22 protein-coding genes are annotated in these 23570 nt (G+C 53.7%); 10 read left to right on the top strand and 12 right to left on the bottom strand.

The window, feature by feature from the left end:
- From btuC to MYB54_RS08560, 3 genes are all read right to left on the bottom strand, one after another.
- Positions 1 to 1038: a vitamin B12 ABC transporter permease BtuC gene (gene btuC, locus MYB54_RS08570; RefSeq protein WP_180791452.1), complete on the bottom strand. Its 1038-nt coding sequence runs from the start codon at positions 1036 to 1038 to the stop codon at positions 1 to 3.
- A gap of 136 nt (positions 1039 to 1174) precedes the next feature.
- On the bottom strand, positions 1175 to 1939 hold the full coding sequence (locus MYB54_RS08565; protein WP_010276290.1) for a class I SAM-dependent methyltransferase: 765 nt from the start codon (positions 1937 to 1939) through the stop codon (positions 1175 to 1177).
- Positions 1940 to 1999: 60 nt separating this feature from the next.
- Positions 2000 to 2341, bottom strand: a complete 342-nt coding sequence (locus MYB54_RS08560; RefSeq protein ID WP_205591514.1) for a cupin domain-containing protein — start codon at positions 2339 to 2341, stop codon at positions 2000 to 2002.
- A gap of 116 nt (positions 2342 to 2457) precedes the next feature.
- Between MYB54_RS08560 and MYB54_RS08555 the strand changes: the two genes are divergently transcribed.
- Entirely contained in the window at positions 2458 to 3174 is a 717-nt protein-coding gene (locus MYB54_RS08555) for a Crp/Fnr family transcriptional regulator (protein WP_248721801.1), read from the top strand.
- A gap of 482 nt (positions 3175 to 3656) precedes the next feature.
- Here MYB54_RS08555 and cobB read toward each other — a convergent pair whose 3' ends face one another.
- The 5 genes from cobB to lolC form a co-directional block, all read right to left on the bottom strand.
- Positions 3657 to 4487: a Sir2 family NAD+-dependent deacetylase gene (gene cobB / locus MYB54_RS08550; protein ID WP_039504839.1), complete on the bottom strand. Its 831-nt coding sequence runs from the start codon at positions 4485 to 4487 to the stop codon at positions 3657 to 3659.
- Between the two features lie 11 nt (positions 4488 to 4498).
- Positions 4499 to 5413, bottom strand: a complete 915-nt coding sequence (nagK, locus tag MYB54_RS08545) for an N-acetylglucosamine kinase (RefSeq protein ID WP_039551971.1) — start codon at positions 5411 to 5413, stop codon at positions 4499 to 4501.
- 84 nt (positions 5414 to 5497) lie between these two features.
- On the bottom strand, positions 5498 to 6745 hold the full coding sequence (gene lolE / locus MYB54_RS08540) for a lipoprotein-releasing ABC transporter permease subunit LolE (RefSeq protein WP_248721800.1): 1248 nt from the start codon (positions 6743 to 6745) through the stop codon (positions 5498 to 5500).
- On the bottom strand, positions 6742 to 7449 hold the full coding sequence (lolD, locus tag MYB54_RS08535) for a lipoprotein-releasing ABC transporter ATP-binding protein LolD (protein WP_014915821.1): 708 nt from the start codon (positions 7447 to 7449) through the stop codon (positions 6742 to 6744). The genes lolE and lolD overlap by 4 nt, the downstream gene beginning before the upstream one ends.
- A complete protein-coding gene (lolC, locus tag MYB54_RS08530) occupies positions 7442 to 8644 on the bottom strand; it encodes a lipoprotein-releasing ABC transporter permease subunit LolC (RefSeq protein ID WP_039285980.1) in 1203 nt (400 codons plus the stop codon). Before lolC ends, lolD begins: the two co-directional genes overlap by 8 nt.
- Positions 8645 to 8786: 142 nt before the next feature.
- Between lolC and mfd the strand changes: the two genes are divergently transcribed.
- Together mfd and yegD are read left to right on the top strand one after the other, a co-directional pair.
- Entirely contained in the window at positions 8787 to 12239 is a 3453-nt protein-coding gene (gene mfd, locus MYB54_RS08525; RefSeq protein ID WP_014915823.1) for a transcription-repair coupling factor, read from the top strand.
- Positions 12240 to 12635: 396 nt separating this feature from the next.
- Complete coding sequence (gene yegD / locus MYB54_RS08520; protein WP_014915824.1) at positions 12636 to 13988, top strand: molecular chaperone; 1353 nt, start codon at positions 12636 to 12638, stop codon at positions 13986 to 13988.
- Between the two features lie 51 nt (positions 13989 to 14039).
- Here the strand turns inward: yegD and MYB54_RS08515 are convergent, their stop codons facing one another.
- A complete protein-coding gene (locus MYB54_RS08515; RefSeq protein ID WP_014915825.1) occupies positions 14040 to 14630 on the bottom strand; it encodes a TetR/AcrR family transcriptional regulator in 591 nt (196 codons plus the stop codon).
- Positions 14631 to 14765: 135 nt separating this feature from the next.
- On the opposite strand from MYB54_RS08515, the gene MYB54_RS08510 reads away from it, so the two are divergent.
- Together MYB54_RS08510 and MYB54_RS08505 are read left to right on the top strand one after the other, a co-directional pair.
- On the top strand, positions 14766 to 15974 hold the full coding sequence (locus tag MYB54_RS08510; protein WP_248721799.1) for an MFS transporter: 1209 nt from the start codon (positions 14766 to 14768) through the stop codon (positions 15972 to 15974).
- Between the two features lie 41 nt (positions 15975 to 16015).
- Positions 16016 to 17209, top strand: a complete 1194-nt coding sequence (locus MYB54_RS08505; protein WP_248721798.1) for an MFS transporter — start codon at positions 16016 to 16018, stop codon at positions 17207 to 17209.
- A gap of 99 nt (positions 17210 to 17308) precedes the next feature.
- On the opposite strand, the gene MYB54_RS08500 is transcribed toward MYB54_RS08505, so the two are convergent.
- The gene (locus tag MYB54_RS08500) at positions 17309 to 17848 is read right to left on the bottom strand and encodes a glycine zipper 2TM domain-containing protein (protein ID WP_014915828.1); all 540 of its coding nucleotides are present in this window, start codon (positions 17846 to 17848) and stop codon (positions 17309 to 17311) included.
- Between the two features lie 606 nt (positions 17849 to 18454).
- Between MYB54_RS08500 and MYB54_RS08495 the strand changes: the two genes are divergently transcribed.
- From MYB54_RS08495 to MYB54_RS22040, 5 genes are all read left to right on the top strand, one after another.
- Positions 18455 to 18907 carry a helix-turn-helix domain-containing protein gene (locus MYB54_RS08495; RefSeq protein ID WP_248721797.1) on the top strand — a complete coding sequence of 151 codons (453 nt, stop codon included), beginning with the start codon at positions 18455 to 18457 and terminating at the stop codon, positions 18905 to 18907.
- A 47-nt stretch (positions 18908 to 18954) separates the two neighbouring features.
- Positions 18955 to 19293 carry a VpaChn25_0724 family phage protein gene (locus tag MYB54_RS08490; protein ID WP_248721796.1) on the top strand — a complete coding sequence of 113 codons (339 nt, stop codon included), beginning with the start codon at positions 18955 to 18957 and terminating at the stop codon, positions 19291 to 19293.
- Between the two features lie 108 nt (positions 19294 to 19401).
- The gene (gene yecR / locus MYB54_RS22045; protein WP_353194997.1) at positions 19402 to 19647 is read left to right on the top strand and encodes a YecR family lipoprotein; all 246 of its coding nucleotides are present in this window, start codon (positions 19402 to 19404) and stop codon (positions 19645 to 19647) included.
- Positions 19648 to 19856: 209 nt separating this feature from the next.
- Positions 19857 to 20399 (top strand): hypothetical protein, encoded by a 543-nt coding sequence (locus MYB54_RS08485; RefSeq protein ID WP_248721795.1) that lies wholly within the window; start codon positions 19857 to 19859, stop codon positions 20397 to 20399.
- Between the two features lie 151 nt (positions 20400 to 20550).
- A complete protein-coding gene (locus MYB54_RS22040) occupies positions 20551 to 21084 on the top strand; it encodes a putative holin (protein ID WP_371928281.1) in 534 nt (177 codons plus the stop codon).
- Positions 21085 to 21342: 258 nt separating this feature from the next.
- Here the strand turns inward: MYB54_RS22040 and MYB54_RS08475 are convergent, their stop codons facing one another.
- Together MYB54_RS08475 and ycfP are read right to left on the bottom strand one after the other, a co-directional pair.
- Positions 21343 to 22647 carry an NAD(P)/FAD-dependent oxidoreductase gene (locus MYB54_RS08475; protein ID WP_014915829.1) on the bottom strand — a complete coding sequence of 435 codons (1305 nt, stop codon included), beginning with the start codon at positions 22645 to 22647 and terminating at the stop codon, positions 21343 to 21345.
- Positions 22648 to 23013: 366 nt separating this feature from the next.
- Positions 23014 to 23556 (bottom strand): alpha/beta hydrolase YcfP, encoded by a 543-nt coding sequence (gene ycfP, locus MYB54_RS08470; RefSeq protein ID WP_010297273.1) that lies wholly within the window; start codon positions 23554 to 23556, stop codon positions 23014 to 23016.
- Positions 23557 to 23570 lie beyond the last annotated feature (14 nt).

The following is a 23570-nucleotide window of genomic DNA, read 5'->3' as shown; positions in this document are numbered from 1 at the left end:
CTACAGTCGATTACGTAACAGTAGCCAGATAAACCATGGCGATCCCAGCGTAGCGGTAACCACGCCTATCGGCAACTCGGCTGAACTCAGCGCAACACGCGCAACGGTATCCGCCAGCAGCAGAACACCGCCGCCGGCCAACGCACATCCCGTCAATAAATAGCGCTGATCGGTCAGCCCGCACAGCCGCAACATGTGTGGGATCACCAAACCAATAAACGCGATGATGCCGGCCAGCGCTACGCTCAACCCAACTTGTACGCCCATCACCAGCACGAGAATCGTGCGCCAGCGATAGACCGGAATGCCCAACTGACGCGCCTGAATCTCACCGAGCGTCAACCCGTTCAGTACCGCACCCTGACGACTCAGCCACAGCAGCAGCGGCAAAAGCGTCAGCATCAACCAGCCATGTCGCCAGTCAATGCCGCTGAAGCCGCCCATCATCCAATACATCAGTTGGCGTAAGTCGAGGCTGGTACTGAAGTAGACGGCCCAGGTCATCACCGCGCTACAGATAATCCCGAGCGCAATGCCGATGAGTAATAAGCGGGTGTTGGAAATATGACGACGGGCAAAATGGAGTAACAGAAAGGTAATCAGCAGCGCGCCAGCAATGGCGCTCAGACTTAACATCCAGACAGGCAGCAATCCCTGCCCCAGCAGTACCGTCAGCACTAAGGCCACGCCTGCGCCGTTGGCGACGCCCAGCAGCCCCGGTTCTGCCAGCGGATTATCAAAGACGGCCTGCATCACCGTGCCCGACATCGCCAAACTCGCCCCCACCAGCATCACGGCCAGCGTTCTGGGCAAACGTAGCTGCCAGACAAAGAGCTGCTGAGCGTCATCCAGCCAGCCCGTCGGCCAAATCCAGCGCTCACCGGCGCACAGGCTGACGACCAGCGTAAGCGCGAGAAACGCCAACAGCAGTATCAGACTCCGGCGATCGCGTCTGCACTGCTGTTGTTTTAGCTGGCTGTAATGGGGTAACTGCGTCGCATGCTTTAGCGGGATATCACCCGGCGATAATGGCTGCATTGTTCACCGTAACAAGGAATCCAGCGCGATAAAAAAGCGCAGTTAAGATAACGTATTGTCACGTATGTTAAACGATTTCGCCTGCCTTACACGCTTTTTCCTTGTTACCGCGACGCAATCAAAATGAATGCGGCCATTACTTAGTGCTGCATACCGCAATATAGTTAAGCTGGTTTCGATTGCGGCGGAAAGTATGAAACATGTTGAAGAACATGCTGCGATTTTCTTTTTTCAGCGCATTTTTTACGATGCGTGCCGCCCCCGCTACACCCTCATCATAAATCAGCCCTTGTGGCGTCAGCAGCGTCATTGCGCCGTTATCGTAGCTGACCTTGCTAAAACCACATTCCTGAAACAGCGTCACCCAGCGCTCACGCAGCATCGGTTGAGCATGCACGTTGATCGCTTTGTGCATCTGTTCCACCGCCTGCAAGGCCCCGGTATCCTTCTCGGAAAGCAGCATGATGTCATGGGTAATCAGGCGACCACCCGGTTTCAGCACGCGATAATATTCGGCAATAATGCGGCTCTTGGCCTTGTCGGCATACATCGTCAGCATGGCCTCATTAATCACCACGTCAAAGTGATTATCGGGAAACGGCAGCTCCAGCGCATTCGCCTGCATAATCGTGACCTGCGATGCCAAGCCGTTTGCTGCAACATTCTCCTGCGCTTTCTGTAGCGCCACTTTATCCATATCCGCGCCGATGACCTGACAGCCAAAACGACGCGCAATCTCCATCGCCGTGGTGCCCATATTGCAGGCGACTTCCAATACTACGCTGTCCTGCCGGAACCCAGCCTGACTGAGCAGCCATTCAGTTGCCTTTCTGCCGCCGGGGCGCAGACGTTTTTTCCCCAATCGGGCTAAAAATTTATGTCCTGCTTCATGATCGCTCATACTGTCACTCCTTAATTCGGTGTTATCGCGGTAGCCGTGTAGCGCTTAATGGAATAGCGCTTAGTCGGTTTTCAGCGTCTTCAACATGGTCAGCAACATGCGTGACGACTGCTGAGCATCCACGGCATGCGGGATATTGGCGGGCATACGCACCAGCGTGCCGGGCTGCGCGACGACGGGTTCGCCACCGATCGTCAGCAATAGTTCACCTTCAAGTACCATAACCAGTGCATCATAAGGGGCACTGTGTTCACTCAGTCCCTGCCCTTGGTCGAAGGCAAACAGCGTGACATTGCCGCCGTCGGTACGGGCCAACACGCGACTGGCGATACCGTGCTCGGTTGGGGTAATCAATTCATGGAGAACCAGCGCCTGTGCCGCAGGAAGGATATTTTCTTTCATGGAAACTCTCCGTTATTCTCGATTCAGCGTGCCGTGATTTTGCTTGCTGAATTCATGCAAGTGATTATTATTTTCATTTACTAGTTTGATGGTAATACCAGCCTCTGGGAGGGCAAATGACATTTGTCAAAAAAGCGCTATCGCCCGATGAATACGGTGACGTGCTGTTTCAGCATGACTGGATGCGCGGTGAACCCAGCGAAGTGGTGTGTGAACTATTGGCAAAAAGCGAGCGTCTGTTTTTCCAGCAGGATGACGTTCTGTTTCGCGAAGGCGACAAAATGCAGCACTGTTTGCTGGTTGAAGCAGGAAAGTTGCAGGCTTTTCGCCATACCTATGGCGGAGATGAAAAGATTTTCGGGCAGTTTGAACGCGGAGAATTTGTCGCCATCGCCGCGGTGTTTATGGATCATGGCCGCTTCCCGATGAATATCCGCGCGCAGAGCGATGGCCACACGCTGATGATCCCACGGCAGGATATTCATCAGTTTTGTTTGCAGCGCCCGGAACTGGCGCTGCGTTTGCTGAATTATCTGGGCAAAAAACTCTACTCGACGATCAACCAAATCGACTGGCTGACGTCCAGTTCCGCACCGCAGCGCCTGGCAGATTACCTGCTGCGCCAGCACCACATTCAGCAAACCCAGCAATTGACATTACCGGTGAGTCGAGGCCAACTCGCGACGTCATTAGGGATGCGCGGTGAAACATTGAGTCGATTGATGTCCGACTGGAAACGGCAAGGCCACATTACCTATCGGGGTCATCAAGTGGAATTGTGCGATCTGAATTACCTGAAAGCACTGGCTGCCGAAGCCAGACGGACATTCTGATCGTTCTAAGCCTTTGTCGATTCAGGCATGACGGGTGGATAGAACAATTTTGGATATACTTTTTGACAATTGTCATTCCCCCATCATCACATTATCAACTACGCTTAGCTTACATTGATGAGAATCACTCTCATTAACATAATTATCTCATGCCTATCGTGATGAGATACCGTGAGGGTAACGCTATGCTGGGCTTTTTCCGACGAACCTTATCTTTTCATGGAACACGGTCTCTTCATGGAGCTTCGTCACACCATGACAGCCAACAGCCGCCACATCCGCAGGCGGACGCGCCGACAGAAACTGCTGCGCATGCTCGCTGTAGCGAGAGTGAATATTGTTTCTTTAATCACGCCGCGATGTTGCCGTTCGATCAGCTTGACGAATGTTGCTGCGGCAACGACCGGAAAGAGAAAACGCCGTCCTCATACGATTCATGACGTTTTCTCTTTTTGCGGGCGTTTAATACTTTTTGCGGACGCTTAAAACTTGATGCTTTGACCGCGCGTCAGCCAGGCAGCGACAAACTCTGGCACTACGGTGCTGGCGGGGCCGTAAATTTTTTCATCAAACTGGCTTTCTACCTGGCTGGGTTCCAGATTCAGCTCCAGCGTGTAGGCACCGTGCGAATGGGCCTCATGCACAAAACCGGCAGCCGGATAAACATGGCCCGACGTGCCAATCGCAATAAAGTAATCGGCCTGCGACAGCGCATGGTAAATCTTGTCCATGTGTAGCGGCATTTCACCAAACCACACCACATGCGGGCGTAACGGCGCGGGAAATTGACAGCAGTGGCAGCGTTCGCCAGCGGCGAGATCGTCTGTCCATTCAACGATCTGTCCACTTTGGCTACAGCGTGCTTTCAGTAACTCACCGTGCATATGAATGATGCGCTTGCTGCCAGCACGTTCATGCAGGTTATCGATGTTTTGCGTAATCAGCAGGAAGTTATCTTCCAGCATCGCTTCCAGATTCGCTAATGCCAGATGCGCGGCATTCGGTACAATTTCCGGCTGCTGTAGCTGACGACGACGGGCGTTATAAAATTCCTGCACCAGCTCGGGATTACGCTGAAAGCCTTCGGGCGTCGCGACATCCTCGACGCGGTGCTCTTCCCACAGGCCATCGGCTGCACGAAAGGTACGAATGCCCGATTCCGCTGAAATACCTGCGCCCGTCAGTACTACCACGCGCGGTTTTTTCACTTCGCTTGCTGCCAGATAATCACGATGGAAAATACGCGCACGAAGACGCTGCTGCCGCATACGCTTTCCCTTATGAAACCGCCCTAATCGTTGACGCGTATACATACCTTCTCCAGCTAGTTATCCATTAAGTGTAGCAACGCCGCACCACGTACGCCGCCCGCATCGCCATGACGCGCTTTCTCTATACGTGGCAGTTTCGCAATCGGTAAAAGTCGTGGAGGAAGGCGCGTCGGCAGAATTTGATAAATCTCATCAAAATTCGACAGGCCGCCGCCCAACACCAGCAGGTGTGGATCGAACAGGGTCAGCAGATTGCCCAGACAGGCCGCCAGCAAATCCATAAAACGATCGACAAACTCCAGCGCTTTTTCTTCTCCGCCGCGATAGTGCCGGATGATGGTCACGGCAGGCAGCGCTTCGCCATACAGATGTTCGTACAGCCATTCAAAACCGCGACCAGAAATATAGTTCTCGATGCAGCCTGATTGACCGCAGCCGCACTTCACGCGGGGAATATCCACGCCGATGATATCCAGCGCGTCGGACGGCAGGCGAAGATGGCCGAACTCGCCTGCTATGCCATTGCGCCCGTCGACCGGACGTCCGTTAATCACCAGACCACCGCCCAGCCCCGTGCCTAAAATCATACCCAGCACGACAGGATAGGAACGAAATTCCGCGTCCCAGGCTTCCGACAGCACAAAGCAGTTAGCATCGTTGCTGATGCGAATCTCTCGCTGCAAACGCTGCGACAAATCCGTACGCAGCGGTTTTCTCATCGTCGCAGGCAGGTTAGCGGTGAAGAGCGCGCCGTCGTTCCCCGTCTCCATGCCCGGTACGCCGAGACCCACTTTCCCCTGCATGCCAACCTGCGCATCGGCTTCATGCACCAGATCGACCAGCGTCGTGAGCAGGTCATCATAATTAGTGCGCGGCGTCGGCACCCGCTTTTGCCACACTTTGTTCAACTCTGCGTCGAACACGCCCAACTCAATTTTCGTGCCGCCCATGTCAAAACCGTAGTACATGACTGCTCCTTAGGGTGTGATCGCTTTCCCACACGATAGGGATTATCCCCGTCATCTCTCAAGCCGCATGTGCGTTGGCTTGGCTTACTGTCCGCTCAACACGCGGGCAGGATCAATCCGGCTGGCGCGTCGCGCCGGATACCAGCTGGCAATCAGGCTCAGCACCAGTGATGTGCCTAGTACGATCAAGACATCCGTTACATGCAGTTCAGATGGCAGGAAATCGATGAAATAGATGTCGCCGGACAGCAGCTTATGGCCGATGAGGGATTCAATGCCGTGAATAATCGGCGTCAATTGCAAGGTCGCGATCACGCCAATCACAACGCCTATCACGCTACCCAGCAGCCCAGCCAATAGCCCGTACCAAATAAAGATAGCCCGAATCAGCCCGTCTGGGGCTCCCAGCGTACGCAAGACCGCGATGTCGCTACTTTTGTCTTTCACCGCCATCACCAGCGTTGAAACAATATTAAAACAGGCCACGCCAATCACCAGGATCATCGCCAGATACATGATGGTTCTCACCATCTGGATGTCCCGGTACATATAACCATAGGTGCCAATCCAACTGCGAATAGTGACATAAGCCTTCGTGACTTCGCCCGCATCGCGCACCAGTTTATTGGCGGAGAACACATCGTTAGCCTTGATGGCGATCCCCGTGACGCTCTGCCCCATGTCCAGATACTGCTGGGCATCCGCCAACGGAATCAGCGCTAAGCCATGATCGAGCTGGCCGCTCAGCTGTAAAATACCGCTGACGTGCAGCCGGATGCGTTTCGGCTGCATCAGCCTCATTTCCGGGTCGCTGTTCGGGATCATCACCGTGACCCAGTCGCCTTCCACCACATTCAGCGCCTTTGCCACGCCCTGACCAATGATGACCTGCTGTTCACCCGCGCGGAAGCGCTGCCAGGCATCATTCAGCACATAGTTGGGCAGCGCGCTAAGACGTTTCTCCTGCTGCGGATCGACGCCTTTTACCTGAACCGCCTGAAGCTTGGCGCCGTTCTCCAGCAGCCCGGTGAAATTGATATAAGGCGCCGCGGCCGCCACGCCAGGCACCTGTTCGATTTTCGGAAGAATGTCCTGCCAGCCGTCGAAAGGCTGATTGACCGGTGCGATCTCGCCGTGCGGAACCACGGCCAAAATGCGGTTGTTCAGCTCGCGCTCAAAGCCATTCATCGCGCTCAGGCCGAGAATCAACACCGCTACGCCGAGGGCAATCCCGAGCGTCGAAATGACCGAAATCAGCGAAACCATGCCGCCACGCCGACGGCCGCGACTAAAGCGCAGGCCAATCAGCAACGAGAGCGGAGGAAATCTCATTGCCGCGCTCCCATCAGGGTCAGTTCCTTCTGCAACTGACCGTCACGCATTTCCAGTTGACGGTTCAGTCGGCTAGCCAGTTGCAGGTCATGCGTCACCACCAGAAAGGCGGTGCCCTGCCGGACGTTCAGCTCTCCCAGCAGTTCAAAAATGGTGTCTGTCGTACGCTGATCGAGGTTACCGGTTGGCTCATCCGCCAGCACCAGCGACGGGCTGTTAACCAGCGCTCTGGCAATGGCGACACGCTGCCGTTCACCACCGGACAGCTCCGATGAACGGTGGTGGCTGCGTGCTTCCAGCCCAACAGCCGCCAGCATTTCACGGGCTTTATCCTGTGCCTGTGACGTCGGGACTTTGCCAATCAGCAACGGCATTGCGACGTTTTCCAACGCGGTAAAATCCGGCAGCAGATGGTGGAACTGATAAATAAAGCCCAGCTCGCGATTGCGTAAATCCGATTTTGCCGCCGCTGAGAGCGTATTCAGCGGCTGGCCTTTAAAGATAACCTCACCTGACGTCGGCGTATCCAACCCGCCCAGCACATGCAGCAACGTACTTTTGCCCGAACCCGAGCTTCCGACGATGGCCATCATCTCGCCGCTGTTCATTTCAAATGAGACATCGCGTAACACGTCGGTAGACAGCTTGCCGTCCTGATAGCGCTTCGACAGGTTAGTACACTGCAATAACGGTAAATCACTCATAACGTAAAGCCTCAGCGGGTTGAACGGCGGCAGCGCGCCATGACGGGTAAAGTGTTGATAAGAGGGCAATGACCATCGCAGAAATGGCGATCGTCACGACCTGCATGGGATCAATATCTACAGGCAACGCAGCTCCATCCAGCAATACGCCCAGTATCGGCATCAGCGTATTCAGTTGGCTGGCCAATAGCGTCCCCAGCACTGCCCCTAACAGCGCGCCAATAACGCCAGCGCTCCCCCCTTGCACCATAAACACCGCCATAATCTGACGTTGAGTCAGCCCCTGCGTTTGCAGAATGGCGACTTCTCCCTGTTTTTCCATCACCAGTAAACCCAGCGAGGTAATAATATTGAACGCGGCCACCGCGACGATCAGGCTGAGCAACAGCCCCATCATATTTTTTTCCATGCGTACGGCCTGAAACAGCTCACCTTTACGTTCACGCCAGTCTTTCCAGACCGTGCCTTCCGGCAGCGTTTGCGTGCTCAGCGTATCGACCGACAGCGGCTTTTCCAGCCACAAACGCCAGCCGGTAATGTTGTTCGCTGGGTAGCGCATCAAGCGAGAGGCATCCTGCTGGTTCACTAACAACTGGTAGCTATCGACTTCGCTGTTCGCAGCAAAGGTGCCGGCGACGGTAAAGATACGCTGGCTGGGGATACGCCCCATCGGCGTCAGCTGGCTGGCGCTCGTGACCATCATACGAATTTGATCGCCGGCTTTAACGCCCAGCTGTGCGGCCAGTGTCTCGCCCAAAATGGCCTGATACTGACCGGATTGCAGCTGCTGCTGTTTGACGTTAACCAAATAGCGTGACAGCGGCTCCTGTTCGTCAGGATCAATGCCTAACATCACGCCCACCGCGACGCTGCGGGCGCTTTGCAGCACCACATCGCCCGTCGTCAGCGGCGCAACGCGCGTTACGCCTTCCAGCGAGTTTAGGGTGGAAGCGGGAATCAACGCCGGGTTCAGCGAACCTTGCGGCGTGGAGATGACCGCCTGAGGCATCACGCCCAAAATATTGCCTTCCAGTTCGCGCTCGAAGCCATTCATCACGGAAAGCACGGTGACCAGCGCCATCACGCCCAGCGTGATGCCAATGGCGGATAACCAGGAGACAAACCGGCCGAAGCGGTCTGATGCACGCCCGCGCATGTAACGCAGGCCAATAAATAAAGCGACAGGTTGATACATGAAATCCGTCTGGATAAGGTTGCCAAAGCAAAGTGATCAAGGATAATAAAGGGTAGTACTGCTTTATGGAACCCTAACACCCTCACTCTACGGCTTTTTCTTATTCCTGGCCGGATGCAGGGAGGCGAGACCCGATAATCAGATGATGCCTGAAAATTACCGTTATTCGCTGCCGCCCAAAGCGGGTGAGCAGCGCCTGCTGGGCCAGTTAACCGGTGCTGCCTGCGCCGTTGAATGTGCAGAAATCATTGAACGCCACGCCGGGCTGGTGGTGCTTATCGCGCCGGATATGCAAAACGCTCTGCGATTGCGTGATGAGATTCAGCAATTTACCGACCAGCATGTCACCACCCTGCCTGACTGGGAAACGCTGCCCTACGATAGTTTTTCTCCGCATCAGGAAATTATTTCGACCCGCCTTTCCACGCTCTATCAATTGCCCAATATGACGCGCGGCGTCCTGATTCTGCCGGTCAACACGCTGATGCAGCGCGTTTGTCCGCACAGTTTCCTGCACGGCCATGCGCTGGTGTTGAAAAAAGGCCAGCGCCTCTCGCGTGATAAGCTGCGTTCGCAGTTGGAGCAGGCGGGCTACCGCAGCGTCGATCAGGTCATGGAACATGGTGAATATGCCACGCGCGGCGCGCTGCTGGATCTGTTCCCGATGGGGAGCGAAGAGCCCTACCGTATCGATTTCTTTGACGACGAGATCGACAGCCTGCGTCTATTCGATGTGGATACGCAGCGCACGCTGAACGAAGTACCGCATATTAATCTGCTGCCCGCCCACGAGTTCCCGACCGATAAAACCGCCATCGAACTTTTCCGCAGCCAGTGGCGCGAACAGTTTGAGGTACGACGCGATGCAGAGCACATTTACCAGCAGGTCAGCAAAGGTGTCTGGCCCGCCGGGATCGAATACTGGCAGCCGTTATTCTTCAGCGAACCACTGCCGTCGCTGTTCAGCTATTTCCCGAACAACACGTTGATCGTCAACACGGGCAATATCGAACAGAGCGCTGAGCGCTTCTGGCAGGATATTCAGCAGCGTTTTGAAAGCCGCCGTGTCGATCCGATGCGTCCACTGCTGCCATCAGATTCACTCTGGCTGCGTGTAGACGGTCTGTTCACGGAGCTGAAAGCGTGGCCGCGCGTGCAGTTGAGAACCGATACGCTGCCGGAAAAAGCCGCCAACGTGAATCTGGCCTATCTGCCGCTGCCGGAGCTGGCAATTCAGCATCAGCAGAAATCCCCGCTGGATGCGCTGCGTCGTTTTATCGAACAGTTTGAAGGCCAGATCATTTTCTCCGTCGAGAGCGAAGGCCGACGCGAAACGCTGCAAGAGCTGCTGGCGCGTATCAAACTGAACCCGACGCTCATCAGCACGCTGGAGCAGGCTCAAGATCGTGGCACTTACCTGATTATCGGTGCCAGCGAACACGGTTTTATCGACACGCTGCGTCAGCGCGCGTTGATCTGCGAAAGCGATTTGCTGGGTGAACGCGTCAGTCGCCGCCGTCAGGATAATCGCCGCACGATTAATACCGATACGCTGATCCGTAATCTGGCAGAACTGCGGCCGGGGCAGCCTGTCGTTCATCTCGAACACGGCGTGGGCCGCTATGCAGGGCTGACTACGCTAGAAGCAGGCGGCATCAAGGCCGAATACCTGATTTTGACTTATGCAGGCGAAGACAAGCTGTACGTTCCCGTTTCCTCGCTGCATTTGATCAGCCGCTATGCGGGCGGTGCCGATGAGAATGCGCCGCTGCATAAACTGGGTGGTGATGCCTGGTCACGCGCGCGACAAAAAGCGGCAGAAAGAGTGCGCGATGTCGCCGCCGAGCTGCTGGATATTTATGCCCAGCGTGCGGCGAAAAGCGGTTTTGCGTTTAAGCATGACAAAACGCAGTACCAGCTTTTCTGCGAAAGTTTCCCCTTCGAAACGACGCCCGATCAGGCGCAGGCCATCAACGCCGTGCTGAGCGACATGTGCCGACCGCTGGCGATGGATCGTCTGGTGTGCGGCGATGTCGGCTTTGGGAAAACCGAAGTGGCGATGCGCGCCGCGTTTTTGGCGGTTGAAAACCATAAGCAGGTTGCCGTTCTGGTACCAACAACGCTGTTGGCACAGCAGCATTTTGACAACTTCCGCGATCGCTTTGCCAACTGGCCGGTGAAGATCGAAATGATCTCCCGCTTCCGCAGCGCGCGTGAGCAAGCTCAGGTGCTGGAGGAAACGCAGGAAGGCAAAGTCGATATTCTGATCGGCACCCATAAGCTGTTGCAGAGCGACGTACGCTGGCGCGACTTAGGGCTGCTGATTGTGGACGAAGAACACCGCTTCGGCGTGCGCCATAAAGAGCGCATCAAAGCGATGCGGGCGGATGTCGATATCCTGACGCTGACCGCTACGCCGATTCCACGTACGCTCAACATGGCGATGAGTGGGATGCGCGATCTGTCGATCATCGCCACCCCACCTGCTCGCCGTCTGGCGGTAAAAACGTTCGTGCGCGAATATGACAATCTGGTGGTGCGCGAAGCGATTCTGCGTGAAATTCTGCGCGGCGGACAGGTGTATTACCTCTATAACGACGTCGAAAATATCGAGAAAGCCACCCAGCGGCTGGCAGAGCTGGTGCCGGAAGCGCGCATCGCGATCGGCCACGGCCAGATGCGCGAACGCGAACTGGAACGGGTCATGAACGACTTCCATCACCAGCGTTTTAACGTGCTGGTGTGTACCACGATCATCGAAACGGGGATCGATATTCCAAGCGCCAATACCATCATCATTGAGCGTGCTGATCACTTCGGGCTGGCACAGCTGCACCAGTTGCGTGGTCGCGTGGGGCGTTCACACCATCAGGCTTACGCTTACCTGCTGACGCCGAATCCTAAAGCGATGAGCACCGATGCGCAGAAGCGTCTGGAAGCTATCGCCTCATTGGAAGACCTCGGTGCCGGTTTTGCGCTGGCAACACACGATCTGGAAATCCGTGGCGCAGGTGAACTGCTCGGGGACGATCAGAGTGGACAGATGACCAGCGTCGGTTTCTCGCTGTATATGGAACTGTTGGAAAGCGCCGTTGATGCCTTGAAAGCAGGTCGGGAGCCATCGCTGGAGGATCTGATCAACAGTCAGACCGACGTCGAACTGCGTTTGCCCGCCCTGCTGCCCGATGATTTCATTCCCGACGTCAATACGCGCCTGTCGCTATACAAACGTATCGCCAGCGCGAAAACCACCGCCGAGCTGGATGAGCTGAAGGTCGAACTGATCGATCGCTTCGGCCTCCTTCCTGATGCAAGCCGTTATCTGTTGCAGATTGCTGCCCTGCGTCAGCAGGCACAGGCGCTGGGTATTCGCCGTATAGAAGGGAATGAGAAAGGGGGATTTATCGAATTCAGCGAGCAAAACCGTGTCGATCCGTCCCACCTTATCGGCCTGCTACAGCGCGATCCGGGCACCTACCGTCTTGATGGCCCAACTCGCCTGAAATTCATGAAGGATTTGAGCGACCGTCCGCAGCGCATCGAGTTTATCGGCTCACTGCTGGGGAACATGGCGCAGCATACGCTGGCGGCGTAACTTGCTTTCAACACAGTAAACGGGAACCTTCGGGTTCCCGTGAGGTTGCTAACAAAATCCGTAGAGCGGGAATAACGGATAGATCGTAAAGACGCTGCAAGTACGTCCATGTAAGCTCGGATTGCGCAGATATGAATCTCATCCCTGAGATTCACCCTTGCAGGGCCGTCGCTAGCGACGTTCAAAAACGTTCCTGACGTTTTTGTCCCTGGCGCAAACGCTTTACTCTTCTATTCCGTTACTCCCGTTTTCATTCGGTAAATAGGTTTGTCAACAGTCTGACAGGAATCTGCGGGTTCCAACCTCATCAGCAAACATGTTAACTTCATCCGCCTTTACAAGCACCATCGTAACGCAGTAAAGTCGCCACCTTTTTTTATGGCATGGGGCACGACGATGTTTATCGGTTTTGACTACGGTACAGCCAACTGTTCAGTGGCGGTTATGGATGAAGGTACGCCACGGCTCCTGTCGCTGGAAAATGGCTCGCCTTATCTTTCTTCCCTGCTGTGCGCGCCCGTGCGCGAAGCGGTTAGCGAGTGGTTATGGCGACACCATCAGGTCAATGCTGAGGGTGAAAATGCGCTGCTGCTGAAGCGCGCCATCAGCTACAACCGCGAGGAAGATATTCGCGTGCAGGCTGATAGCGTGAAATTCGGACGTGATGCGTTGCGCCACTATATGGATGACCCGGAAGAGACGTGGTTCGTTAAATCACCGAAGTCCTTCCTCGGTGCCGTCGGGCTGAAAGCCCAGCAGATTGCGCTGTTTGAAGATCTGGTCTGCTCCATGATGCTGCACATCCGCACGCAGGCAGAAAGTCAGCTTGACCAGCCTATTCGTCAGGCCGTCATCGGTCGCCCGATTAACTTTCAAAGCATCGGCGGCGAAGAAGCCAACCAGCAGGCGCAAGGCATTTTAGACCGTGCGGCACACCGTGCCGGGTTTGAAGATGTCGTTTTTCAGTTTGAACCCGTCGCCGCCGGGCTGGATTTCGAATCCACGCTGACGAAAGAAACGCGCGTGCTGGTCGTGGATATCGGCGGCGGCACCACCGACTGCTCCATGCTGCTGATGGGCCCAGAGTGGCATAAGCAGCAAGAACGTTCGCAAAGCCTGTTAGGACACAGCGGCTGCCGCGTTGGCGGTAACGATCTGGACATCATGCTCGCGTTCAAACAGCTGATGCCGCTGCTTGGTATGAATAGCGAGACAGAAAAAGGCATCGCCCTGCCGATCATGACCTGGTGGAATGCGGTCGCGATTAACGATATTCCGGCGCAAAAAGAGTTTCATAGCACCGCCAGCCGCGCGTTAATCAACGAAATGATCCGCGATGCCCGTCAGCCCGAGCTGGTGAAAAGACTGCTGACCGTCTGGCAACAGCGCCTGAGCTACCGTCTGATTCAATTAGCGGAAGAGAGCAAAATTGCGCTGTCCAATCAATCGGAAACGGCAGCTGATTTGCACTTTATCGAATCGGGTCTGGCAACGCGCATTCATGCTGATGAACTCAATACCGCCATCGATAATCCGCTCATGCGTATTCAGCAGCAGGTGACGCTGGCGCTAGAAACCAGTCAAACCCGGCCGGAAGTGATCTACCTGACTGGCGGTAGCGCACGTTCTCCCCTGCTGCGTCAGACTATTCAGCAACTGCTTCCTGATATTCCTATCGCCAGCGGCAACGATTTTGGCTCCGTTACCGCCGGACTGGCGCGCTGGGCAGAGATTATTTTCCGCCGTTAAGCCAAAGACGGGACACCAACCACGCGTCTCGTCAGGCTATTCTTTTGATCGCTACCGTGGCTCGACTAACAGCCCACGCAACAGCAATTCCAACGCGGCAACGCCTTGTGCCAGCCGCGCATTTCCATCCTCTCCGTCCGCTATCCAGAACGCCGCCTCGGCCAAACTGCCGTAGATTAACGATGCCAGCGCCTGTGGATCGGCGTCAGCGACCACGCCCTGTCGGATCAGATTGTCGATCAGCCGCTGCATCGACTCAACGCAATGGCGTTGTGAATCCGGCGACGCGCCCCCCAAAACCGCCCGCGCATCACGCAGCACGATACGCTGAATCTCCGGCTCCAGCGCCATTTCCAGATAAGCGCGGCAGCGATGCCGAAAACCGTCCCAGGCATCCTCCGCGGTGTCGGAGATGACCTGCAGCCGTTCATCCATCTCGGCGTCAATCTGCTCCACCACCGCCGCCAACAGCCCTTTTTTGTCACCGAAATGGTGATAAAGCGCCCCGCGGGTCAGGCTCGCCTGTGCGGTGAGATCGTCCATTGAGGTGTCGGCATAGCCGCGCTCGCTAAAGACCTTACGGGCAGTCGCCAGCAGCGTAGCGCGGGTTTCTTCCATTTCAGCACGGGTACGACGAACCATCGGCACATCCTTACATACACATCGTATGATTATTTACATTCACTCCGTATGAATATATGCTTTTATTCATACGCTCTGTATGTATTGTCGCTGTGCCGCCACGTGGTGGCAAGTGGATTCACTTTGGAGAATGAGATGGTTAACCCTTATCGAGAACTTTTCGCCGCGCCCGGCACCAGAGGCTTCGCGCTGGCTGGCGTGTTGGCGCGGATTCCACTGCCCATGACGGGCATTGGCATTATCACCATGCTGTCGCAACTGCGCGGCAGCTATGCGCTGGCGGGTGCCGTCTCCGCCACTTTTGTGTTGACCTACGCACTGCTGTCACCGCAGATTTCCCGTCTGGTCGATCGCCACGGGCAAGGCCGCGTGCTGCCGATAGCAACCACCGTCAGCGCGATCGGCATGCTGCTTCTGCTCGCCAGCACCTGGTGGCAAGCACCTGACTGGAACTTATTCATCGGTGCTTTGCTGGCTGGTTTTATGCCCAGCATGTCCGCGATGGTGAGAGCACGCTGGACGGCAATCTATCGCGGCCAGCCTCGCTTGCAGACCGCCTACTCACTGGAAACCGTGCTCGATGAAGTCACGTTTATCGCCGGGCCACCGCTGGCTGTCGGGCTGTCCGTCGCGGTGTTTCCTCAGGCTGGCCCGCTGGCCGCGGCGCTCTTGCTGATTATTGGCGTGTTTGCGCTGGTGACACAGCGCGGCACCGAACCACTAGTAGAAGTGCAGAATGTCCGTACAGACCGTTCGGGCTCGGTGATCAAACAGGTGAGCGTGCGTTTGCTGGCGCTGCTGATGGTCGCGATGGGCGTTATCGTCGGAACCGTGGATATCGTCAGCGTCGCCTTCGCTGAACAGCGTGGTCAGCCAGCCGCGGCCAGTCTGGTGTTGTCGGCTTATGCGGTCGGCTCTTGTCTGGCCGGGCTGGTGTTCGGCGCTCTCAAACTGCGAACCGCATTGCACCTGTTGTTATTGCTGGGCGGTTTAGCAACGGCTGCAACCACGTTGCCTCTGCTGCTGGTTGGCAGCATTCCCGGGCTGGCTGCGGCCGTGCTGATCGCCGGGTTGTTCTTCGCCCCCACCATGATCGTGGCAATGTCGCTGGTCGAACGTCTGGTGCCCGAGCACCGCCTGACCGAGGGCATGACCTGGCTGCTGGCGGGGCTAAATGTCGGCGTGGCGCTGGGCGCAGCGGTATCAGGCTACGTTGTTGACAACAGCGGTGCCCGAGCCGGATTCGCCGTTGCGCTATGCGCTGGCGTGTTAGTACTGCTGGTTGCGCTGTGGGGATACCAACGCCTACGGACGACGCCTTCTCCTCTTCCCCATAGCGTTTGACGGTTACACATCGCCTGCTTTCCCCTGTTAAGGACTGAACCATGAACACGTATTCCTCTATCCCTATAGGTGCTGCTGCACAGCATTCCTGGCTGGCCGTTGTCGCCGTCGGCCTTGCAACCTTCTCTGTCGTCACGACGGAAATGCTTCCGGTCGGCTTGCTAACACCGATTGCCGATACGCTACATACTTCTACCGGAACCGCCGGCCTGATGATTTCACTCCCCGCGCTACTGGCTGCGCTATTCGCCCCGCTGGTGGTGATCGCATCCGGCGGCATGGATAGACGCAGGATCCTATGCGGACTGCTCACGCTGCTGGTTATCGCCAACATTGCTTCGGCACTGGCACCGGACATCGGCTGGCTGCTGGCTGCGCGCGTGCTGGTCGGTTTCTGCATGGGCGGTATCTGGGCGATTGCCGGTGGTCTGGCGGCCCGACTCGTTCCCGAACACGCCATCGGCCTGGCAACATCCATCATTTTTGGTGGTGTCGCAGCGGCATCCGTGCTGGGTGTGCCGTTCGGCGCACTGATCGGCGATCTCGCCGGGTGGCGCTGGGCCTTCGGCTGCATGGCCGTGTTTAGCGGGCTGGTGCTAGTGCTTCACCTCGCGGTTATTCCTGCCTTGCCCGTTGCCCATTCCGTCACCGTGCGCCAGTTCGGTGAGCAGTTGAGCAACCGTAAGCTACAAATCGGGCTAATCCTGACGCTGTTGCTGGTGGCCGGACACTTCATGGCCTTTACCTTCGTGCGGCCGCTGCTGCTCTCGGTATCGGGATTCGATGCGCGATGGATAGGCGTACTGCTGTTCGCCTATGGCCTGGCAGGCATCGTCGGCAATTTTCTGGCGGGCATCATCGCCGCGCGACGCACGGCGTTCACCTTGATAGTCATCGCGCTGGGGCTATTGTTGACTCCGATACTGTTCCTGACCATCGGCGGTTCGCATTTCGGCGGCGGCGTGGCGCTGCTCGTCTGGGGACTGGCCTACGGCGGCGTGTCCGTCGGTTTGATGACATGGATGATGAAGGCCGCCCCGCGCGCCGTGGAGATCGCCTCCGCGCTGTATGTTGGCATTTTCAATGTTGGTATCGCACTCGGATCGTGGGTCGGTGGTCAAGCCGTCGATAGTTCAGGCCCGATCGCGACACTTTGGCTGGCGGGGGGATTCGCTGCGGCCGCCTTGCTGCTATCCCTTAGCATGAAGCTAACCGAAAGCAGGAAGAGCCTATAAGCAGAAAGAACAGAGAATGAAAAAACCACGAGCACCTTCTTCAGGTGTCTCGCGGTTTTTAGAGAGGTGTCAGCGCAAACCGTAGACGTTAGAGGTCAGTTAACTCTGCTGATTCAGGATTAATTGCCCGTTTCGGTCTACTGGAATTTGTGAACCAGGATCGCGATCCATGCGGATTTTACCCTGCTGGTCGCCGATTTTATAGGTGACATCATAACCCAGAACTTTTTGTGATTTGTCGTACACCGTCTGACAGCGCTGTTGCTGCGTCGTGTACGTATCATTTTCCTGCATACCGCTTTGTACACGGTTGCCGGCATAACCACCTGCCAACGCGCCCGCTACCGTCGCGATATCTTTACCGCGTCCGCCACCAATCTGGTGACCCAGAACACCACCCGCGACAGCACCCAGCACCGAGCCAGCAATCTGGTTTTCATCCTGTACCGGACGACGATGCGTCACGCTCACATTACGGCACTCCTGACGAGGCGTTTTGACCGTTTCTTTAATTGGTGTTGCTGTTAGCACCTGTGCAAACTGAGGTTTAGAGGAAAATACATCCATACTCGCCACCGCCGCCACACCCAATGCAGCAGCCACACCAATACCTACACCCGCTAACATTGATTTGTTCACAGGATACCTCCCGAATCTATTCTCACGCATTCCCCACCTGCAATCCTGCCGTAAATCTTGTTTTACGCCAGCTCGCGTTTAACGCGATGAATCCGGTGGTTCCTTCTGAATATCAGCATTCAGAATTTTCGGCGTGCGTGCTACGCCATCTGTAAACAGTGGAAAGTCTGCACAATGTTTCGCACTCTCGCAATAAGACTAATTGACCAAAAGTGTCAGATTCGTAACATAAAAGCGTCATTTGGGAATTATCTTAACTGGAATTGGTAATAGGACGATATTTTATACTGCCATATCAGCGAAGTAGCCTATCTGATTAGAAGTGAGATAAACAATTAAGAGAATCTGAGATAAATGGGATTTAGTGAGACCAGTGGGGATTTATCGGGATAGATTACAGTAATTACCTTTCACATACTGTAAAAGAGACAAGGGCAGAAAATTTAACTCTTCTGCCCTTAATTTTACTCTTCGCTGTCGAACAGATCCAGATTCGGTTGGCCGCCACACAGCGCGAACTGACGAAAATTGCTGTCACGCTCAATCAGACGGGCTTGAATCTTTCGTTTATTCATAGTGTTCCCGTTGGGCTATTGTGTACTCAATGTGTTTAATTGCACCTACGCAAAATGCGTATATCAAGGAATAGATCAACAAAATGAGTATGAGGTTGTCATATCTAGGTTAAAAGAGATTTACGGCACTCCTAGTGATAACGCGCTATGCATTCAAATTGGTGTGAGCCCTCAGACGCTTAGCAGTTGGAAATCAAGAAACAAAGTTACATACGCAAAATGCGTAGAAACCAGCAAAGAAAAAGGAATATCGCTAGATTGGTTATTGACAGGAACTGGCTCAATGCTGAGAGGCTCGGTGGATAGCCAAGAGTCAACTGTCAGTAGAAGTGATTTAACTTTGCTTGAACTTTTAAATCAGCTAGACCCAGATGTACGCAGGGACTTGCTGCGAGGCGCTGAGGAAAAACAGCGCTTGATTGATATGGAAAAGAAACTTCAAGAATTATCCGACGAGCTTGAACGGGTTAAAAAAACGGGCTAATTTGTTCTCATTAAGAACGTTTATACCTATAACTATTAGGGTTGTTGATGTTGAACTTTCCCCCTATGTTGCTAACAGCTCCATTTTCTCCTGCTATTACAAAAATTATGCAGGAAGATCGGCGTATGCGCATTCTTCAGATACTGATTGTTTCTCCAGCGCAGCTAACGAATGAAGATGTCCTCAAGAAAGCCTTACTAGCGGTTGGGCACGCTACTTCATCGGATTTATTACGTACTGAAATTATGTGGGGAACAGAGCAAGGTTTGTTGGAGGCATGGTCTGAAAATGAGCTGTACATCGTGAAACTTACCCAAAGAGGTGAGGATGTCGGACAAGGGGTAGCGAATGTTCCTGGCGTGGCACGAGTTTCGTGTGAAACATAACAATTAGATTTTATTTGGATTTATTAACACAGCAAGGAGTTGGAAATACGTTATCTCTGGGTGAGTACGATAGCTTTCGCATTATCAGGGTGTGCAGCCGTAACGGATATGTCGGCCACTGGTGGTAGCCGTGCTGACGGCATCGTTGAGATGTCTTATCAATATATGCCTTTCCAACAAATAAAGATCGATAAAACCAAGGCTCTCCAGCCAGCGACCAAGCGTTGTCAGTCATGGGGATATCAGTCTGCTGAATCGTTTGATGATGGCCTACAATCTTGCGTCGAACGAGACATGTTTAGCTGTAACCTTTATAGGGTAACAGTGCGGTATCAGTGCTTGAATGCTCAATGAGACAATTAAGGATATATTTAAAATGAATGATCATACGAAGCAAAACCCACCAAGTGGAAACAGCAGAAGTCGTACTGGCCAAGCTCGACCTGTGGGGGAAAGTACCAAAAGAGATAGAGGGGGAGTCAGTCTTGGTGATGGACTTGAACAACTAAAAGTATCAAATACATTTGCTCCACCAAACCCAATTGACAAGAAAGGGGATAGAAATGGAGATAACGGACAGTGAACTAACCCAAAAATGGAATAATTTGCTCTTTGATGTCCGCCGTTCAGTTCGGTACCACAACCGTCGCAGAGCTTTTTACGACCGATTAGATCAGATAAGTAATATGCTTACGGTGATGCTTGGTTCGACAGCGATTTATGGAATGCTTTCCGAGTCATCAAAGACAGTTGCTCTGATCGGTTTGGGGCTGGTTACGGGGTTATCAGCCATTAATCTAGTGCTAGCATCATCTCAACGAGCACGTATGCATTTTGACTTAGCTCGTCGATTTGTTGAGTTAGAAAAGCTGATGATAAAGGCGGCATCTAGTGAGGAAATGCTTGCTGAATTCATCGAAACAAGATTAACCATTGAAATGGATGAGCCACCGGTACTTCGGGTATTGGATGCTTTATGTTATAACGAGCAAGTTCGATCTATGGGGTATCCAGATTCACAATTGGCTAAAATCGGGTGGTTACAGCGTCAGTTGGCTCCTTTTGTGGATTGGAACAGTGATAAAATGAAACCACCTACACAATAGTCTCCTCAACAAAATTAGATATTCATGTGTATTAAGCCCAGATCAAATGATGCTGGGCTTTTTTCTGTCCGAGGGCAAATTACATCCCGCTCGTACCCGATCACAATGTCCCTGTTTGTTGTAATTTCTTTCAACACCAAGGAATCTCATCATGTTCATCATGTTCATCATTAATAAAATTTTTCCAAATCGTCTGCGTAGCTGGATCCTCCTATCCGTCTTGTTACTTATCGTTATTGCGCTGGTTTCGCCCGCCCAACTCAGCGTCACTATCTATAAATTGTCGCTGGTCTCGGTCGCTGTGGTGCTGGGTTATCACCTCGACCAGGCCTTGTTCCCTTATGCCAGCCCCGGAAGTTATCTGATTTACGATGTGTCGATAGATCACGTATCCTTGTCAAACATTAAGAACCAGGCGCTGTTTGCCAAAGATGTTCGCTTCTTGAGCGTTGATCGATTATTCGCTTCCTCTTCGGCTGGAAACCTAACAACAAACACTAACTTTGTTGAAATAACGCCAACTGTCACATGCCCCGAACTATCTCGCATCACCCTGACAGGGCAATATAATACTGGTGGCTTTGCGGGAGCTGTTTTGTGGAACAATACGGGCCCGATAAAGGCCCGTCGGTCAATGATGCGCTGCGTGGAGTTAGGATCAGGAAAACCAGCGTCACTCGATTGATATCAGAAGCCAAGGATGGTTTTTTGTAAAAGTCTTACATGTATAGAAAAAATTTCAAACTGAATTTATCTCGCTTTTTTGTTCTAATTTATCTCGCGGCGCATCACCTATCGCGCTACGGCACAGAAACAGGAGGTTGTGAGTAGATCGACGGAAAGCGAGGGTTACTGAGTAAGAATAAGATGGCCGCTGGCAGAAAAGAATACGGGCATGAAATTGCGTTCATGCCCGTATCAGAAAGAGGTCAGCAAAGATGAATTAATGCAGCTTCAGACGCGGGCGAATCACCCGGTTGATCCCACCGACCAGCATCATCAGGCCTGTTTTAACATAGCCATGCAGAGCAACCTGGTGCATGCGGTACAGGGAGATATACACGAAACGTGCAATCCGTCCTTCTACCATTACGGAGCCCCGCATCAGGTTCCCCATCAGGCTGCCAACCGTACTGAATTTAGACAGTGAAACCAGCGAACCGTGATCTTTATAGACGTAAGGCTTCAGCGTTTGCCCGTTCAGCAATGCGATGATATTGCTGTGGCAACGTGATGCCATCTGGTGAGCGGCCTGCGCGCGCGGTGGTACAAAACCGCCGCCTTCCTGCGGGCAGGAGGCGCAGTCGCCAATGGCGAAAATGTTGGGATCGCGCGTCGTCTGCAGCGTCGGCTCAACCACCAACTGGTTAATCCGGTTCGTTTCCAGACCCGCAATCTCTTTCATCGCATCCGGTGCCTTGATGCCCGCCGCCCAAACCATCAGGTCGGCTTCGATAAATTCACCGTCCTTGGTATTCAGACCGCCACTTTCTGCGCTGGTCACCATGGTTTTCGTCAGCACACGGACGCCAATATTGTTCAGTTCCTGATGTGCAGCCGCTGAAATACGTGGCGGCAGCGCAGGCAGAATACGTTCGCCCGCTTCCACCAGCGTCACATTCAGCGTTTGGTTATCCAGCCCGTCAAAGCCGTAGCTGTGCAGCTGTTTCACCGCGTTATGCAATTCCGCAGACAGTTCGACCCCTGTCGCGCCGCCGCCCACAATCGCGATATTCACGCGCTCTTTTTCTTCCTGATTTGCCGTAAATTTCAGGAACAAATTCAGCATTTCATTATGGAAACGACGGGCTTGTTTCGGATTATCCAGGAAAATACAGTGATCTTTCACGCCCGGCGTACCGAAGTCATTTGAGGTACTGCCTAATGCCACCACCAAAATGTCATACGGGATACGACGCGCGGCAACCAGCACATCGCCTTGCTCGTCACACACTTCAGCCAGTTGAATCTGCTGCTCTTCACGATCGATATCCGTCAGCATGCCCAGTTGGAACTGGAAATAGTGATTGCGGGCGTGCGCCAGATAGCTCAGCGCGTCCATATCGTCGTCCAGCGAGCCTGTCGCCACTTCATGCAGCAGCGGTTTCCACAGGTGGCTATGGTTACGATCCACCAGCGTAATCTCCGCTTTTTTCTTGCGTCCTAACTTGTGGCCCAAACTCGTTGCGAGTTCAAGTCCGCCAGCTCCCCCGCCGACAATGACAATTTTTTTGGTTGGTGATGTCAAAATGACCCCCTAAAATGTGAACCAATCGTTAATAAAGAGTAAAAAATAATATCCTTATATAACATAGGGTTCGCGTAAGTTAAGCCTGATATCTGCTGCAAGAATAGCACGCTAGGTTATTTGGTCATACCAAAATTGATATATATCAATTTATTTTGTCAGGCAGATTTTTAGCGAGAAAATTCCATCTTTATTTCAGTGAATTAGCAGAAATCCGCGCGAAGAGAAAATGCTGAATCGTGCGCATCTGCGCCGCTGGATGAACTAAGGAAAGTAAATAAATTGCGTCATTCCTCCTGTTCCCCCTCAAATAAGGGTATCAGAAGGAACGACAGCCGCGATGAACAGGTCCTCGCTAACGCAGGGTTAACCGAGCGTTTTGAAGGCTTTTATTCGCTGCAAATGGGGGGAGATGCTTTTGAATTTATGCGTCTGAATATCGTCCCAGACGATCTCGTAATACGTTCCCAACGTCTGCGCGCTACGCTGGCTGTCGAGCATTTCATCCTGACGGGAAAGCATCACCATGCAGCGATCGCGGTTCTTTTCGCGAAAGTTCGCCACGCACTTCGTGGCGATATCCAGATACTCTTCTGGGCGATCGATTTTCCCGCTCATATTTTCCTGGGGGAAAAGGTTAGGATTAACGATGACTTGTCGTATATCACACAGGAAACCGACGCGTTCGGCCCAGAAGCCCCCCAACCCCACGCCACAGATCAGCGGACGATCGTCATCAGACTGCTGAATCGTCTTATCTACCTGCTTTAGCAGATGTTGCATATCATGACGCGGATGCAACGTGCTGTAGCTAATCAATCGTACATCTTCATCAATAAACTGAAGCTGTAGGACCTTTTCATGGTTGCCGGGGCTGGTCGAGTCAAAACCGTGTAAATAGATAATCATCTTTCATCCTCACC

The organism is Pectobacterium nicotianae (assembly GCF_023272715.1).
Classification (GTDB): Bacteria; Pseudomonadota; Gammaproteobacteria; order Enterobacterales; family Enterobacteriaceae; genus Pectobacterium; species Pectobacterium brasiliense.
The sequence above is the reverse complement of the archived record's forward strand: the minus strand, read 5'-3'. Positions and strand labels throughout refer to the sequence as shown.

Bases quoted from the DNA above. Each gene is read 5' to 3' on its own strand.
- MYB54_RS08515 (WP_014915825.1), bottom strand. From the start codon at position 14,630: ATGGTTCGTCGTACCCGTGCTGAAATGGAAGAAACCCGCGCTACGCTG.
- MYB54_RS08510 (WP_248721799.1), top strand. From the start codon at position 14,766: ATGGTTAACCCTTATCGAGAACTTTTCGCCGCGCCCGGCACCAGAGGC.
- btuC (WP_180791452.1), bottom strand. From the start codon at position 1,038: ATGCAGCCATTATCGCCGGGTGATATCCCGCTAAAGCATGCGACGCAG.
- yecR (WP_353194997.1), top strand. From the start codon at position 19,402: ATGTCGGCCACTGGTGGTAGCCGTGCTGACGGCATCGTTGAGATGTCT.
- nagK (WP_039551971.1), bottom strand. From the start codon at position 5,413: ATGTACTACGGTTTTGACATGGGCGGCACGAAAATTGAGTTGGGCGTG.
- lolE (WP_248721800.1), bottom strand. From the start codon at position 6,745: ATGAGATTTCCTCCGCTCTCGTTGCTGATTGGCCTGCGCTTTAGTCGC.
- MYB54_RS08565 (WP_010276290.1), bottom strand. From the start codon at position 1,939: ATGAGCGATCATGAAGCAGGACATAAATTTTTAGCCCGATTGGGGAAA.
- ycfP (WP_010297273.1), bottom strand. From the start codon at position 23,556: ATGATTATCTATTTACACGGTTTTGACTCGACCAGCCCCGGCAACCAT.
- lolC (WP_039285980.1), bottom strand. From the start codon at position 8,644: ATGTATCAACCTGTCGCTTTATTTATTGGCCTGCGTTACATGCGCGGG.
- MYB54_RS08555 (WP_248721801.1), top strand. From the start codon at position 2,458: ATGACATTTGTCAAAAAAGCGCTATCGCCCGATGAATACGGTGACGTG.
- MYB54_RS08505 (WP_248721798.1), top strand. From the start codon at position 16,016: ATGAACACGTATTCCTCTATCCCTATAGGTGCTGCTGCACAGCATTCC.
- cobB (WP_039504839.1), bottom strand. From the start codon at position 4,487: ATGTATACGCGTCAACGATTAGGGCGGTTTCATAAGGGAAAGCGTATG.
- MYB54_RS08485 (WP_248721795.1), top strand. From the start codon at position 19,857: ATGGAGATAACGGACAGTGAACTAACCCAAAAATGGAATAATTTGCTC.
- MYB54_RS08560 (WP_205591514.1), bottom strand. From the start codon at position 2,341: ATGAAAGAAAATATCCTTCCTGCGGCACAGGCGCTGGTTCTCCATGAA.
- MYB54_RS08490 (WP_248721796.1), top strand. From the start codon at position 18,955: ATGTTGAACTTTCCCCCTATGTTGCTAACAGCTCCATTTTCTCCTGCT.
- mfd (WP_014915823.1), top strand. From the start codon at position 8,787: ATGATGCCTGAAAATTACCGTTATTCGCTGCCGCCCAAAGCGGGTGAG.
- yegD (WP_014915824.1), top strand. From the start codon at position 12,636: ATGTTTATCGGTTTTGACTACGGTACAGCCAACTGTTCAGTGGCGGTT.
- MYB54_RS22040 (WP_371928281.1), top strand. From the start codon at position 20,551: ATGTTCATCATGTTCATCATTAATAAAATTTTTCCAAATCGTCTGCGT.
- lolD (WP_014915821.1), bottom strand. From the start codon at position 7,449: ATGAGTGATTTACCGTTATTGCAGTGTACTAACCTGTCGAAGCGCTAT.